General features: G+C 65.3%; 12 protein-coding genes. 4 read left to right on the forward strand and 8 right to left on the reverse strand.

Annotated elements, in window-relative coordinates; genetic code table 11:
* The first annotated feature begins 59 nt into the window (after positions 1 to 59).
* Together AC5RTB_RS09150 and AC5RTB_RS09155 are read left to right on the forward strand one after the other, a co-directional pair.
* Positions 60 to 326, forward strand: coding sequence for an Rv0909 family putative TA system antitoxin (locus AC5RTB_RS09150; protein WP_494060750.1), 267 nt, complete (start codon positions 60 to 62; stop codon positions 324 to 326).
* Positions 323 to 988, forward strand: a complete 666-nt coding sequence (locus AC5RTB_RS09155) for a DNA alkylation repair protein (RefSeq protein WP_494060751.1) — start codon at positions 323 to 325, stop codon at positions 986 to 988. The genes AC5RTB_RS09150 and AC5RTB_RS09155 overlap by 4 nt, the downstream gene beginning before the upstream one ends.
* On the opposite strand, the gene AC5RTB_RS09160 is transcribed toward AC5RTB_RS09155, so the two are convergent.
* A complete protein-coding gene (locus tag AC5RTB_RS09160) occupies positions 985 to 1,875 on the reverse strand; it encodes a ribonuclease Z (protein ID WP_494060752.1) in 891 nt (296 codons plus the stop codon). The genes AC5RTB_RS09155 and AC5RTB_RS09160 overlap by 4 nt on opposite strands.
* 110 nt (positions 1,876 to 1,985) lie before the next feature.
* Between AC5RTB_RS09160 and AC5RTB_RS09165 the strand changes: the two genes are divergently transcribed.
* Complete coding sequence (locus tag AC5RTB_RS09165; RefSeq protein WP_494060753.1) at positions 1,986 to 2,216, forward strand: hypothetical protein; 231 nt, start codon at positions 1,986 to 1,988, stop codon at positions 2,214 to 2,216.
* On the opposite strand, the gene AC5RTB_RS09170 is transcribed toward AC5RTB_RS09165, so the two are convergent.
* From AC5RTB_RS09170 to AC5RTB_RS09200, 7 genes are all read right to left on the reverse strand, one after another.
* Positions 2,213 to 3,481: a multidrug effflux MFS transporter gene (locus AC5RTB_RS09170; RefSeq protein ID WP_494060754.1), complete on the reverse strand. Its 1,269-nt coding sequence runs from the start codon at positions 3,479 to 3,481 to the stop codon at positions 2,213 to 2,215. The two genes, AC5RTB_RS09165 and AC5RTB_RS09170, sit on opposite strands and share 4 nt — an antisense overlap.
* 50 nt (positions 3,482 to 3,531) lie before the next feature.
* Positions 3,532 to 3,741, reverse strand: coding sequence for a hypothetical protein (locus tag AC5RTB_RS09175; RefSeq protein WP_494060755.1), 210 nt, complete (start codon positions 3,739 to 3,741; stop codon positions 3,532 to 3,534).
* Positions 3,742 to 3,806: 65 nt separating this feature from the next.
* Complete coding sequence (locus AC5RTB_RS09180; protein ID WP_494060854.1) at positions 3,807 to 5,708, reverse strand: ABC transporter ATP-binding protein; 1,902 nt, start codon at positions 5,706 to 5,708, stop codon at positions 3,807 to 3,809.
* 134 nt (positions 5,709 to 5,842) lie between these two features.
* Complete coding sequence (locus AC5RTB_RS09185) at positions 5,843 to 7,576, reverse strand: ABC transporter ATP-binding protein (protein ID WP_494060756.1); 1,734 nt, start codon at positions 7,574 to 7,576, stop codon at positions 5,843 to 5,845.
* Between the two features lie 152 nt (positions 7,577 to 7,728).
* The gene (locus AC5RTB_RS09190) at positions 7,729 to 9,168 is read right to left on the reverse strand and encodes a lipase maturation factor family protein (RefSeq protein ID WP_494060757.1); all 1,440 of its coding nucleotides are present in this window, start codon (positions 9,166 to 9,168) and stop codon (positions 7,729 to 7,731) included.
* 90 nt (positions 9,169 to 9,258) lie between these two features.
* Positions 9,259 to 10,926, reverse strand: a complete 1,668-nt coding sequence (locus tag AC5RTB_RS09195) for an alkaline phosphatase D family protein (protein ID WP_494060758.1) — start codon at positions 10,924 to 10,926, stop codon at positions 9,259 to 9,261.
* 52 nt (positions 10,927 to 10,978) lie between these two features.
* Complete coding sequence (locus AC5RTB_RS09200; RefSeq protein ID WP_494060759.1) at positions 10,979 to 11,680, reverse strand: GntR family transcriptional regulator; 702 nt, start codon at positions 11,678 to 11,680, stop codon at positions 10,979 to 10,981.
* 52 nt (positions 11,681 to 11,732) lie between these two features.
* Here AC5RTB_RS09200 and AC5RTB_RS09205 point away from each other — a divergent pair, with 52 nt between their 5' ends.
* Entirely contained in the window at positions 11,733 to 14,588 is a 2,856-nt protein-coding gene (locus tag AC5RTB_RS09205; RefSeq protein ID WP_494060760.1) for an FAD-binding and (Fe-S)-binding domain-containing protein, read from the forward strand.
* Positions 14,589 to 14,711 lie beyond the last annotated feature (123 nt).

Raw genomic sequence — 14,711 nt, forward strand, 5'->3', positions numbered from 1 at the left:
ATTTGCCGGGCGGCTACGTTGGTACTGCAGGACACCACTACGAAGATAGGTACCGCGTCATGGCTGGATTAGGCTCGCTCGGCAAGATCGCCCGGGAACTCGCTCGAAACCCGAAGGTTCGGGAGGCAATCAACAGCCCGCAGGCCAAGCAGATGGGCAGCAAGGTGGTGGACCGTGTGGCGGACGCCGCAGACAAGGCCACCAAAGGCAAGCACCAGGGCGTGATCCAGAACGCCCGCGGCTCGGCGCAGAAGCACCTGCGCGGCCCCGGGAATGATCCTGAGACCAACCCCAACGGCCCGGGGCACCCCGCGTCTAAGCCTTGAGCGCGGCAGCTGATTTCATTGACGCAGCGCTGCAGCGCGAAGCGTCCTGGGACCGTGCCGATGCGCTGAACGCGCTCGACGACGGACTCCACTATTACGGGGCGTCCGTCGGCGCGGTCCGTGGCACCGTCCGTGACGCCGGCCGCAAGTTCCGCGGCATGGATCGGCAGGACGTGCTCCTTCTCAGCGCTGAGCTGTGGTTTGAACCGGTGTTCGAGAGGCGCCTTGCCGCCGTCGTGCTGCTGCAGACCGACGTGGCGCTGCTCCGACATTCTGATCTCGCGCGGCTGGAGCGGTATGTGAGGGATAGCCGGAAGGACGCGCTCGTTGACCCGATCGCGGTCGACGTTGTCGGACCCCTGGCCGCGCGCCTGGCAGGGCACGAGCGTGCCCACGCCGAAGAGGTACTGGACCGGTGGGCGTCCAGCTCGGATCCATGGCTTCGCCGGGCCGCCCTGCTGGCACCGCTGCGGGAGCTGCGCTCACGCGAGAATGACGGTGATGCCTTCCTTCGCCGCGCTCGCCTGGCGCTTGGAAAGAACGACGACGGCGGGCCGGTGCGCGACGCCCTTGAGGTCCTCCACGCCGAACTGGGCAAGCGGCGCCCCGAGGTACTGGCCGAACTGCCCGCGCCTCTGACTCGCCCTAGGGGCCTGCGCTAGGAGACGCGGCGGCGCTTCGGGAATGGGATTCGGTCCAGGTCGCTGGCCGCGATCACCTGCGTGCCGACGACGGCGGCCGCTGCCTGTTCCGCCAGCAGGCCGACATCCGGGTACCTCGATGAAAAGTGAGTGAGCACCAACGTTCCCGCGTTGCCGTTCGCGGCCAGCGCGCCGGCCTGCCCGGCGGTGAGGTGCAGGTATTGCTCAGCGAGACCGGCGTCGTCGTTGCTGAAGGTGGATTCCGCCACCAGGACGTCGGCGCTGTCGGCCAGCGCCTCGGCGCCCTCGCATTCTGCGGTATCCATGACGAAGGCGAAGCTCTGACCCGGACGCGGGATGCTGACGTCCTCAAGCGTTGTGTTGCCGATGCGTCCTTCGCGCTGCAAGCGCCCGACGTTGGGGCCCGAAATTCCGGCGTGAGCGAGTCGCTCCGGCACCAGGCTGCGCGACGGGGGCTCGCTCAACCGGTAACCGTAGGCCTCGATCCGGTGGCGCAGCTGTTGCACTTCCAGCCCGTCAGCGATGGCGCCGGCCGAACCGTGGGGTTTGAACCGCAGGTCCAGACCCGGGGTCGCCAGTGAAACCAGCGCGCGGACCGCCTCTTCCCCGGACGCCGGATAGTGCAGGTGCACCGGATGGGTTACGCCGTCGAGCACCATGCGGGACAGAACCCCGGGGAGGCCGAGACAGTGGTCGCCGTGGAGATGGGTCAGACAGATGCGGGTGATGCTTGAAGCGCCGACGCCGGCGTAGGTCATCTGCCGCTGCGTGCCTTCGCCCGGGTCGAAGAGCAACCCCTCGCCATCCCAGCGGAGCAGGTAACCGTTGTGGTTGCGTGTCCGGGTGGGAACCTGGGAGGCGGTGCCGAGGATCACGAGTTCACGCATGGGTTCGAGTCTGCCATCCTTGCCGACTTGCTGGTTCGGAAGACGCCCCACGGGATCGCGCTGGGCGGTAACGTAGGTGAAATCAGCGGGGATGATCGTAGGAGGAACTCATGGGAACCGGTAATTCACAGAACGGCGTACAGGACGGCCTTCAGAACGAGCACAATCCGGTATCGCGGGACCCTGAGCGTACCGACGATGAAAAAGTCGCGGATCTGGCCGCAGACGAAGCCGAGGGTGTCGCTGAGGGGGTCAACGAAGCCGCAGGGCCCGCCGAAGAGAAAGACCAGGAGGGCGACGACGACCGAGAGCTGACCACGGACACCAGCCCCAGCGACTAGGGATTCGCGGCGGCGGGTTCCTCCGGAACTTCGAGAGCTTTCCAGCCGCCCTTGCGGAACACCGGTGTGCCACACAGCAGCACGACGACGGTGAGCGCCACAGTGCCGAGCATGACAACAGCCATGGATACAGCATCGCCGCCCAGAAGCCCCACCACCGGACTGACAATACCGGCCACGCCGGATTGCAGGGCGCCGATCACTGCCGCAGCGGTGCCCGCCATGTGCCCGTAGGAGTTGAGTGCGAGTACCGACGCGTTGGCCGGGATCATGCCCTGGGTGCCGAGGACCAGCCAGAGAGCGGCGCAGAGCCCGATGACGCCGCCGAACCCGGTGGCGGCAACTGCGAGCAGGATCAGAGCGAACAGCAGTTGCGCGACCGCCGCCGTGCGAAGGAGCCGCGCTGGAGCGATTCTCCTGACGAGCGCCGCGTTCACCTGTGCGGACAGCACCAGCGCAACCCCGTTCAGCGCGAACACCATGGCGAACTGTGCCTGGCTGAGGCCGTACTGGTCCTGGAACACGAAGGGTGAACCCACCACGTAGCTCATGATCACACCGAGGCCGAGCCCCGGGATGACCGCGAGCGACATGAAGCGCACGTTGCGCAGCAGGTGCCAGTAGCCGCCCGCCACGTGCCGCACGTGACTCGACCGGCGTCGCTCCTCCGGCAGGGTCTCCGGCATGAACCGCCACACGATAATCACAAGGGCTGCCCCGATCAACGCAAGCGCGTAGAACACTGCGCGCCAGTGCCACAGTCCGGCGATCGCCTGCCCCGCGGTGGGAGCGAACAGCGGGGCAACGCCGATGACCAGCATCAGGCGTGAAAGGAGCCGGGCAGCGTCGGATCCCACGAACCTGTCCCGGATTACTGCGATAGCGACGACGGCGGCGGCCGCGTTGAAGAATCCCTGCAAAACGCGAAGCACAATGAGCGTGGCGATGTCGGGCGCGATCGAGCACAGCAGTGAAATCACGACGTGGAGGGTGATCCCGATGATGAGCGGCAATCGTCTCCCGAACCGGTCGGATAGCGGACCGATCACGAGCTGCCCGACACCTCCGCCCAGCAGCATCCCGGACAGCGTGAACTGCACGGCCGCCTGGCTCGCCCGCAGGTCCTCCGCAACCGCGGGAAGCGACGGCAGGTACATGTCAGTGGTGACGGCAGGCAGGGCGGCGAGGGCTCCCAGCATCAGGATGTACTTGATGCCGGGAACATAGCGAGGGGTTTGAGCCTGGGATGCAGGCGGATTGTTCACCCGATCAACTGTAAACCGATTTTGGCTCGCGTGGAGGGGGAATTGAAACGTTACGAGCGCTTGAGGTCGCGCTTGCGTGCCTGCATCCCGAGGAAGAACATGGCAATTCCTTCAAGGAGCAGGAACGCTCCGATCACCGCGAGAAACCAGTCCAGCCCGCCGGCGGTGCCGTCGACGATCTCGCTCAGCGGAACCAGAAAGAGGAAGACACCAGCCAGGAGCGACGTGCCGCCGGTCAGCAGGAGCTTGGTGTAGTTCATTGCGTTCCCCTTTGAATAGCCATCACTTCATTCAAACAGTCCCGACCGCTGGGGCAAAGACTGACCTAGACGGGATCAGCGGCTGCCGCAGCGAACTGCGACATGTAGAGACGGTAATACGCCCCCTGAGCCTCGAGCAGGGCAGTGTGGCTGCCCTGCTCCACAATCCGGCCGTCCTCCATCACAAGGATGATGTCCGCATCCCGGATGGTGGACAGGCGGTGGGCAATCACGAAGCTCGTGCGGTCGGTACGCAACGCCGCCATGGCATGCTGCACCAGCAGTTCGGTTCGGGTGTCGACCGAGCTGGTGGCTTCATCCAGGATCAGCAGTGATGGGTTGGCGAGGAACGCCCGTGCAATGGTGATCAGCTGCTTCTCGCCTGCACTGACGTTGTTACCCTCCTCATCGATCACCGTGTCATACCCCTCCGGCAGGGCGCGGACAAAACGGTCGACGTAGGTGGCTCTCGCTGCTTCCATCACCTGATCTTCCGTGGCATCAAGGTTGCCGTAGCGGATGTTGTCGTAGATCGATCCGCCGAACAGCCAGGCGTCCTGAAGCACCATGCCCACCTTTGAACGCAGCTCCGCGCGGCTGATGTGGGTGATGTCCACGCCGTCCACCGTGATGCGCCCGGAATTGAGTTCGTAGAACCGCATCACGAGGTTCACCAGTGTGGTTTTTCCTGCACCCGTCGGACCTACGATCGCCACTGTTTCACCCGGGCTCGCCGCGAATGACAGGTCCTCGATAAGGGGCCTGTCAGGGCTGTAGCTGAAGCTGACGTGCTCGAACTCTACATGCCCGGTTGTCCGGGCGGGCAGGGAGGCGGTGGCGGTGTCCGGGTCCTGTTCATCGGCGTCGAGCAGCTCAAAGACCCGTTCTGCGGAAGCGACTCCTGACTGGAGCATGTTGGCCATTCCCGCCATCTGGCTCAGCGGCTGGTTGAACTCGCGCGAGTACTGGATGAACGCGGTTGCCTCACCGAGCGTCATGGACCCGGATGCCACGCGCAGGCCGCCGACGACGGCGATGCCCACGTAGGAGAGGTAGGAGATGAATTGCATCACCGGCATGATCATCCCGGAGACGAACTGGGCACCGAATGATGCCCTGTAGAGATCCTCGTTCTTCTGGTCGAACTGTTCCACCGACTCCTTCTCACGGCCGAAGACCCGAACCAGGTCGTGGCCGCTGAAGGATTCTTCAATGTGTCCGTTGAGTTGCCCCGTGTTCTTCCACTGCTCGGCGAACAGTTTCTGGCTGCGGACTCCGATCAGGCCCGCTCCGAGCGCCGAAAGCGGCAGCGCGATGAGGGCGATGAGGGCAAGCTGCCAGGACACCACGAACATCATCACCGTGATGCCGATCAGGCTCAGGGCTGACATGATCAACTGCGCGAAGGCCTGCTGCAGCGCCTGCTGGACGTTGTCGACGTCGTTGGTGACGCGGGAGAGCAGATCGCCCCGCTGCCGGGTATCGAAGTAGTTCAGCGGAAGCCGGTTCAGCTTGTCTTCCACATCGCGGCGCAGGTTGTAGACCACCCGCATGACGACCTTGTTCAGCAGGTAGCCCTGCAGCCACATGAAGAGCGAGGACACGAGATACATGCCGAGCACGAGGTAGATCAACCGGCCGAGCAGGCCGAAGTCAATGCCCGCACCGGGTGTCAGCTCCATGCCGGAGAGCATGTCGGCGAACTGGTCCTGTCCTTCCGCGCGCAGCCGCTCTATGACCTGCTCCTGGCTGGCGCCGTCGGGCAGGTTGCTGCTGATGACGCCGCTGAAGATTGCATCCATGGCACTGCCGAGCACCCGCGGCGCGATGACATTGAGGACGACGGCGATAACCACCATCGCGAGCACCACCACGATGGCGGCCTTTTCCGGTGCCAACAGTCCGAAGAGCCTCTTGGCAGAGGGCCAGAAGTGCTTGGCTTTTTTGGCGGGTACGCCGCCGAACATGTCACCGTCAGCTTCGGAGGGGCGGAATTCCTCCTCCAGCACCTGTGCCTCGGCGTCGGCTGCAGCACCGGGGGTAGGGGCGAGGACGGGCTCGATGGTGCGGTCTGCGTCCGGACTGGTGTCTTTGTCCGTGCTCATGCCATCTCCTCCGCTGATGTCTGCGATTCGACAATCTCGTGGTAGGTCGAAGACGTTTGCAGTAGCTCATTGTGAGTGCCGCGGGCGACAATCTCGCCGTGATCCATCACGAGGATCTGGTCTGCCTCGGTGATGGTGGTTACCCGCTGGGCGACGATGATCACGGTGGCGTCCCGGGTCTTTGACTTCAGCGCGGAGCGCAGCCGTGAGTCGGTGGTTACGTCCAGCGCGGAGAATGAGTCGTCGAAAAGGTAGACCTTGGGTTTCGCCACAAGCGCCCGTGCGATGCAAAGCCGCTGACGCTGTCCGCCTGAGACGTTGGTACCGCCCTGCGAGACGGATGCGTCCAGGCCGTGCTCCTTCGCCTGCACGAAGTCCGCTGCCTGAGCGACGGTCAGCGCTTCCCAGAGATCGTCATCGTGCGCATCAGGGTTCCCGAACCGCAGGTTATGGGCGATGGTGCCGGAAAACAGGTAGGGGCGCTGCGGTACCAGTGCCACGCGGTCAGTGATGTCGGGTCGAGCCATATCGGTGACGGAAATGCCGTCGAGCAGAACCTCGCCGCTGCCGACATCGAAAAGGCGCGGCAGCATGGAGATCAGGGTGCTTTTTCCTGCACCGGTGCTGCCCACGATCGCGGTGGTTTCCCCCGGCCGGGCGGTGAAGCTCACATTGTTCAGCACGGGAGCCTCCGCGCCGGGGTAGGCGAAGGTGACGTTCTGGAACTCGACCACGCCGGCTTTGCGGGTGGGCTGCAGCGGGCGCTCCGGTTCATGGACGGAGGGCTCAATGTCGAGGACTTCGCCAATGCGCTCCGCGCAGACAGACGCACGGGGGATCATCATCGCCATGAAGGTGCCCATCATGACCGCCACCAATATCTGCAGGAGGTACTGCAGGAAGGCGGTGAGGGCGCCCACCTCCATCTCTCCGTCGGCTACCCGCAAACCGCCGAACCACAGCACTGCCGCCGTGGCCAGGTGGAGGATCATCCCGATGGTCGGAAACATCAGGACGAACAGTGATCCCACGGCCAGTGAGACGTCTGTGAGCTCCCTGTTGGCCTTGCCGAACCGGCGGACCTCAAACGGCTCCCGGACAAAGGCACGGACCACGCGGATGCCGGTGATCTGCTCACGCAGCACGCCGTTGATGTTGTCGATCTTGACCTGCATGGTGCGGAACAGCGGCATCAGGCGCCAGACCAAAAAACCCACGACGACGAATAGGGCGGGCACTGACACCCACACCAGCCACGAGAGTTGCAGGTCTTCGCGCAGAGCCATGAAGATTCCGCCGATACACATGATCGGAGCGGCGACCATGAAATTCAGGCCCATCAGAACGAGCATCTGCACCTGTTGGACGTCATTGGTTCCGCGGGTGATCAGGCTCGGGGCGCCGAAGTGGCTCACTTCCTGTGCGGAGAAGCCGGATACCCTGTGGAACACGCTCTTTCGCAGGTCTCGGCCCAGAGCCATGGCCGCTCTCGATCCGAAGTAGACGGCCGCTATAGCCGTTGCCACCTGGATCAGGCTCACCCCGAGCATGACCACCCCGGTATTCCAGATGTACTCGGTGTCGCCCTTGGCAACCCCTTCATCGATGATCTGCGCATTCAGGCTGGGCAGGTAGAGAGCGGCGATGGTTGCTCCCAGTTGTAGAACAACGACTGCCAGGACAAATGGCGAGTAGGGCCGCAGGTAGTGGCGGACCAATTTGATCAGCATGAAGCCGGTTCCTCGAATAGTTGGCTGCTTGGCGCGGCGGCGTCTCGGGTTGAGGTGACTGTGCGAACGGGCGTCGAACCAAAAGAACCGCACTTCAGGTTAGTCCCGGGCCTGCGCCAGAACATCAACCGAAAGGACGATCCTGCGCCCCCTCAGCGCCGGTGGTCTGCTTTCAGGGTCACCGGATCCACGAGCGTCCCGGCTTCCTCCCGCATCCACACCAGCCCGTTGGCGCGTTTCTCCTCGCGCGTGGAGAAGCGGTAGCGGAACACCCGGGCGCGCACGTATCTCGGCCGTTCACCGCCGAACGGGTCATGCCGCAGCAGCTTCAGGATTTTCGGATCCGCCTCCAGGAGTTTCGCCAGCAGCGGCGTGAACCATCCGCCGTCGGACCCTAACGCCAGGAACCACATCAGCCAGTCGAGGCGCAAATGGTAGGGCGCGTATTGGCGGGGCATGCGGCTGGGATCGCCCGGCTTGCCCTTGAACTGGTACTCCTCCCAGCGGGACCCGGGAGCGCCGTCGTCAGTTGTTCCTTCGACGATCACCTCGTACCGGACTTTGGTCACGCTGCCGAACGCACCATACGCGTTGACCAGGTGGAAGCGGTTGAAGCTGGCGTTCATCAACTGCCTCTTCGCGAACAGGTTCCGCAGCGGCTGCCAGCTCAGATAGGCAATGAAAACAGTCATGAGAACGACGGCGGCGGCGAACCAGACGGGCGTCGTGCCGTAAGTGGGTGCGATGGTGACGCCGAGGGCTTCATAGAAGGAGTCGGGCACCGCGCCGAAGGTGAGGACGATGGTGATCCAGTTGAGCCACGCGAAGTTCCCCGAAATCACCAGCCAGCCCTGGGTGACGATGATGATGAGGGCAGCAATTCCGGCGACCGGCTGCGGCGCGAAGAGGAAGAACGGAACCACCAGTTGCGTGAAGTGGTTGCCCGCCACTTCAATGCGGTGCAGCGGCTTCGGGAGCAAGTGGAAGAACCGGCTGGCCGGGTTGGGCATCGGCTGGGTTTCGTGGTGGTAGTAGAGCGCGGTGAGATCGCGCCAGGAGCGGTCGCCACGCATCTTGATCATGCCGGCTCCGAACTCCAGTCGGAACACCAGCCACCGGATGGCCAGCAGAACCAGGAACGGAGGTGCCACCTCGTTGGAGCCGAGGAACGCCACGAGGAATCCGGCTTCAAGCAGCAGGCTCTCCCACCCGAAGCCGTAGAACACCTGACCCACATTCACGATCGACAGGTACAGCGCCCACAGGATCAGGAACGCGAGCATCGGGAGCCACGGTGGACCGGCCTGCGGAATCCCGATCACCAGCAGCGCCGCGATCACGCTGCCTACCCAGCACAGCGCCAGCAGCAGCCGGTCGGAGTAACGCCAGCGGAACAGCGTGGGGCCGGCGCGCTTGCCGGCCCGTTGGATGAATCTCGGCGCCGGCAGCAGCCCCTTCTCACCGAGGAGCGCCGGGAACTGGTTGATGGCCGAGATGAAGGCGATCAAGTAGATCGCGGCCACTCCGCGCTGGAGGATCTGCCGCCCCACTTCATATCCCTCGGCGTCGAGCACGCCGCTCAACCACTCCATGCTTCAACGAAACTCCCGTCACGCCGGTAGCGTCAAGGGCGGGCGGTGCCGTTTCAGAGGCCCAAGTACCCGCCCGTGAAGGAGGGGTGTCTAGCGTGCTTCCCGAGCGGTTAGCGGGTGCGGCACGATGGTGATCGAGGTGACTTCCTTCAGTGTCGGGGCAGCATGGTCGCCGCTGACGACGCCGGTGTCCCACCGAAGCTTCAAGCCCTCCTCGGTCACCTCCAGGCTTGCGAGGTTGTTGTCGAACCACGGGCTTTTCAGGGTGGACCAGTGGAACGGCGGATGCGGGACGAAGCGGGCCAGCATGCCGCCGAGCGGGCCGGCCACCCGCGTCGACAGCAACGCCGCAACCCAGCGCAGCGCAGGCCGGAGCGGATTACGGATCGGGGAGCAGACCGCCTGCAGGACGCGGGACTGCATGGGGTGATCCACCTCCTCGATGTAGGAGAAGTGCACGTCACCGGATAGGAATGTCACCGTTTCCGGCGCAGTGCCGCGCCTGCCTTCGGCGACCTCAGTGGCCATGGTAGCGACGGCGCGGAAGCTGCCCGGGAACGCGGCCCAGTGCTCAAGATCGATTTTCTGGCGTATCCACTCACCCACCGTGGCAAGCCGCTCGCCCCAGCGGCCGTCGGCCAGCACGGCGTTCCAGTCTTCAATGTGATGGAGCCCCCGCGGGAGCAGGAACGGCAGGGACGTGGCGACCAGCAGGTGCCGCCGATCGCCCTGCATCCTCTCGTCCAGCCACTGCAACTCCTTGCGGTCAAGCATGGAGCGCTGACCGATTTCCAGGACGCGCGCCGCCCGCGAGTCCAGAACGATCAGGCGTGTGTCACCGAAGTCGCGGCAGAAGCTCCAGCGGTAACGCTCGGGGTCGCGGTCCGCCTCCTCGACGACTGCCTCGACAACAGGGCTGAGGTCCAGCTCTTCGGGTCCCTGGTGGGACTTGATGGTCTGCCAGACTTCATCGGCGGCGCGCTCGGCCGGGGAGAGGTTTCCGAGGTGCTGGTACACCCAGTAGGACGCGAGGCCGGAGACGATGCGGTCATGCCACCAGGGGAGTGCCGCTACCTTCTTCTTCCAGAGCAGGGAAGAGTTCCAGTCATCACGGATGTCGTGGTCGTCGAAGATCATGGCGCTCGGGACAGTGGAGAGCAGCCACCGGATGGCCTCGCCGCACCATGCCAGGCGATAGATCTGCGTGTACTCCTCATAGTTGCGGAGTTCGGCGTCCAGCTTGGTGCTGATTCCGCGATCGTCGCGGATGAGCTGGCGCATTTCATTGCTTGGGATATCCGCGTACACCTGGTCACCCAGAAACGCGATGAGATCCGGCCTTGCCCCTTCACCACGGGCGGCGAGGTCCAGTGCGAACGCCAGCAGGGAGTCCACACCGTGCGTCTTGTGCGCTGCGAGGTCGTTCGCTTCGCTTGTCCTGCAGGAGCCGTAGGAAAGCCGCAGAGGGCGGTCCGGGTCCAGGGTGCGGATGGTCGGCGCAGGGAAGGGCGATCCGTCTTCCGGCCACACCCGCTGCCCATCGATTTCCACCGTGTAAGCCGAGCTTGATCCCGGCTCCAGCCGGTCCACCTCAACCAGCGCATAGTGGTGACCATGCACCGCGAAGGTTCCTGCTTCCCATTCCCGGCCGGCGGCGATGACCCGGACAGTGGCGGTCGAGCGCGTTTCCACCCACACACTTGCCGTCGTCTCATCGACGTACCTAAGCATCGGGCCGACTACCAGCAAGCTGTCCATCCCTCATTTCTACGCGAGCGGAAGGGGCGGCGCCATCGCACGGCGCCTGCGCTCAGTCGACGTAGTCCTCCCAGAGGCGATCGACGTCGTCGTTCTCGGTTGCCGCACCGCGCAGCAGGAGCTTTCCCGTCGATTCCAGGTGGCGGCGCATGGCCTGCGCCGCGGCGTGCGCGTCGCCGTGTTCGACGGCGGTGAGAATCGGCAGATGCTCGGCGTAGACGTCCTCGAGAGAGCGGGCTGTGCGGATGGTTGACATGCCGACCAGGCGGGTTGCGTCGCGCAGGTTCTCGATGATGCGGATTGTATGGCTGTTGCTCGCCAGGTTGAGCAGGACGGCATGGAGCCGCTGGTCGTGCAGGAGGAAAGCGCCTTCGTCGCCGTCCCGGACCGCCTGCTGCATGGCCTCGCGTTCCTTTACGAGGACCGCGCGGTCGCCGGGGCCGGCGCGCCGGGCAGCCTGCGCAGCTGCCGGAACTTCAAGTGCCAGCCGGACCGCCATGATCTCAGCAAGTTCGCGCGCACCGGGCAGCACCACACGGAAGCCGCGGTTCTTCTCGATGGTCACCATTCCGGTCTCGGCGAGCCGCAGCAGCGCCTCGCGGACCGGGCTGCGGGACACACCCAAACGGTCCGCCAATTGGTAGACGGAGTACAGTTCGCCGGGTACCAGCGAACCGTTCCGGATATCGTCCCGCACCGCTTCGATGGTGCGCTCGGTGAGCGACGGCGGTTTCGGCGAAGGTGCAGGAGGCATGCGTCAAGCGTAGCCGTGTGCGCATACGCAGCGAAGGAGTAACATGTTACACATGGCGACGCCGCTCACAGCACCCCGGTCCCTTGTCGCGGAACTGCAGTCCCGCGGAGTCGGGGATGCGCGCGCCGATGCCACCTCACGCGCCGTCTACTCGAGCGATGCCTCGCTCTACCGGATCCAGCCGGCCGCCGTCATCTTTCCGCGGCACCTCGACGAAGTGCTCGCCACGCTCGAGGTCTGCCGGGAGCGGGGCATCCCATTCACCTCGCGCGGCGCCGGGACCTCCATAGCGGGGAACGCCATCGGCAGGGGTGTCGTGATCGACTTCAGTCGCCACCTCAACCGTGTGCTCGATTTCGACGCCGAAAACCGGACCGCCGTCGTCGAACCGGGTGCTGTACACGCGACGCTGCAGAAGGTGGCGCTGGCCAACGGACTGCGCTTCGGGCCTGACCCGTCGACCCACTCCCGCTGCACCGTGGGCGGCATGATCGGCAACAACGCGTGTGGATCGCGGGCGCTCGCCTATGGCCGGACAGCCGACAACGTAACGCACCTCGAGGTGCTGACCGGCTCGGGAACCAGGCTTCGGCTGGGAGCGGGCGAGACGCCGTCGTCCGCGGAAACCGACGCACTCCGCGAACTGGTGGCCGCCAACCTGGGGACGATCCGCACGGAACTGGGCCGGTTCGGCAGGCAGGTGTCCGGCTACTCGCTTGAACACCTCCTGCCGGAACGGGATTTCGACCTCAGGCGAATGCTCGTGGGCACCGAGGGGACCCTCGCCGTCGTGCTGGAAGCCGGCGTCCGGCTGGTGACCGACGCGGCCCACAAGACCATGGTGGTGCTCGGGTTCGGGAACATCGGTGAGGCAGGAGACGCCGTGACGTCCGTCTTGCCGTTCAAACCGACAGCGTGCGAGGGGCTGGACTCGCGCATTGTCGAGGTGGTGCGATCGCGGAAAGGGCCGCAGGCCGTGCCGGAGCTGCCGGGCGGAGCGGCGTGGCTGTTCGTCGAGATCTCGGGTGAGGACGCTCTCGAGGTGGCCGAGCGGGCCGCTGCGGTGAGCCGCATCGATGTTGCCCGCCACACCCGCATCATCACCGATCCCGGCCAGGCCGCCGCACTCTGGCGTATCCGTGAGGACGGCGGCGGGCTCGCCGGCCGCTCGCCGACCGGTGCACCGGCGCATGCGGGATGGGAGGACGCGGCCGTCCCGCCGGAGCGACTCGGGGACTACCTGAGGGAGTTCGACGAACTGCTGCTCGCGCACGATCTCACCGGCTTCCCGTTCGGCCACTTCGGTGACGGCTGCGTGCACGTGCGTCTGGACTTCCCGTTCCAGCGCGACGACGGCGCTGCGGCCTTCCGGGCGTTCCTCACCGATGCGGCCAGGCTCGTCGCCTCCTACGGCGGCTCCCTGTCCGGCGAACACGGCGACGGACGTGCACGCAGCGAGCTCCTGCCCTTCATGTACACGCCCGCTGCGCTGTCCCTGTTCGGGAAGGTGAAGCGCATCTTCGACCCTGACAACATCCTCAACCCGGGCGTTCTCATTGATCCCGAGCCGCTGGACGCGAACGTCCGCGTCGCTGAGGCGGGACCCCTGCGGTCCGGTCTGGCTTTCGGCTACGAGCACGACGACGGCGACTTCAGCCAGGCGGTCCACCGCTGTACCGGTGTGGGACAGTGCCGCGCCGCGCATCGGAACAACCAGACGGTAATGTGCCCTTCCTACGTCGCGACGCTCGAGGAGAAGGACTCCACGCGCGGCCGGGCCCGGGCGCTGCAGGAGATGATCAACGGCAGCGTGACCGGGGGAGCGGCCGCCGGCCACACGCATGGCAAACCTAACTGGCGGGCGCCGGAAGTCCATGACGCACTCGACCTCTGCCTGTCCTGCAAGGGCTGTGCCACGGACTGCCCCACGGGCATCGACATGGCTGCCTACAAGGCTGAAGTCCTGCACCAGAGCTACAAGGGGCGGGTCCGGCCGGCGTCGCACTATTCGCTTGGCTGGCTGCCGCGGTGGGCGTCCTTCGCCGCAGTCGCACCCCGCCTGGTCAACGCCCTGGTGAGCCTGCCTGGTCTCGGAAAACTGGGCCTGCGGCTCGCGGGGGTGGACCAGCGCCGGACAATTCCTGCGTTCGCTCCGCAGACCTTCCACAAGTGGTTCGGGCACCGGGCGGCCCCCGCGTCCGACGGACGGCCGCAGGTGCTGCTCTGGGCCGACTCCTTCACCAACAACTTCTCCCCGGAGGTGGGCAAGGCGGCCGTCCGGGTGCTTGAAGACGCCGGTTACGACGTCCGGATTCCCGAAAAGCCAGTGTGCTGCGGGCTGACCTGGATTTCGACCGGGCAACTCGACAGCGCCCGGAAGATCCTGCGCTCATCCGTGGAGACATTGAAGGAGTATGCCGACCAAGGCATTCCCATCGTCGGTCTCGAGCCTTCGTGTACCGGGGTGTTGCGGTCGGACTCGATCGAATTGCTGGGGCGCGCGGAAGCAGGACCCGTCGCAGCTGCCACGCACACTCTCGCCGAACTGCTCGCGAAGACACCGGGGTGGAAGGCACCGTCACTGGAGGGGACCACCGTCGTCGCGCAGCCGCATTGCCACCATCACGCCGTAATGGGTTGGAGCCCGGACGCGGCGCTACTGGAAGGCGCAGGCGCCATGCTGCGGAAGCTCGGCGGGTGCTGCGGCCTTGCCGGAAACTTCGGGGTGGAGCGCGGCCACTATGAGGTTTCCGTTGCGGTAGCCGAGCAGCAACTCCTGCCGGCGGTACGCGCGGCGGAGGATGACGCCGTCGTACTCGCTGACGGCTACTCCTGTCGAACCCAGCTGGAGGACCTCAGCGAGCGGAAGGGGATTCACCTGGCCCAGCTGCTGGACCCAGAGCGGTAGGCCTCGCGCTCAGGGCCCGGGCTGGGTGTTTGCGGCGGTGCATTTCATCCTCTATTCGCTTTCAGTGGGGTCTTTCGTCCATCGACCCCTCCGGCTGGTGCAACCTAAGCTGGAAGCAGCCAT

The organism is Arthrobacter sp. M71 S08 (assembly GCF_059089725.1).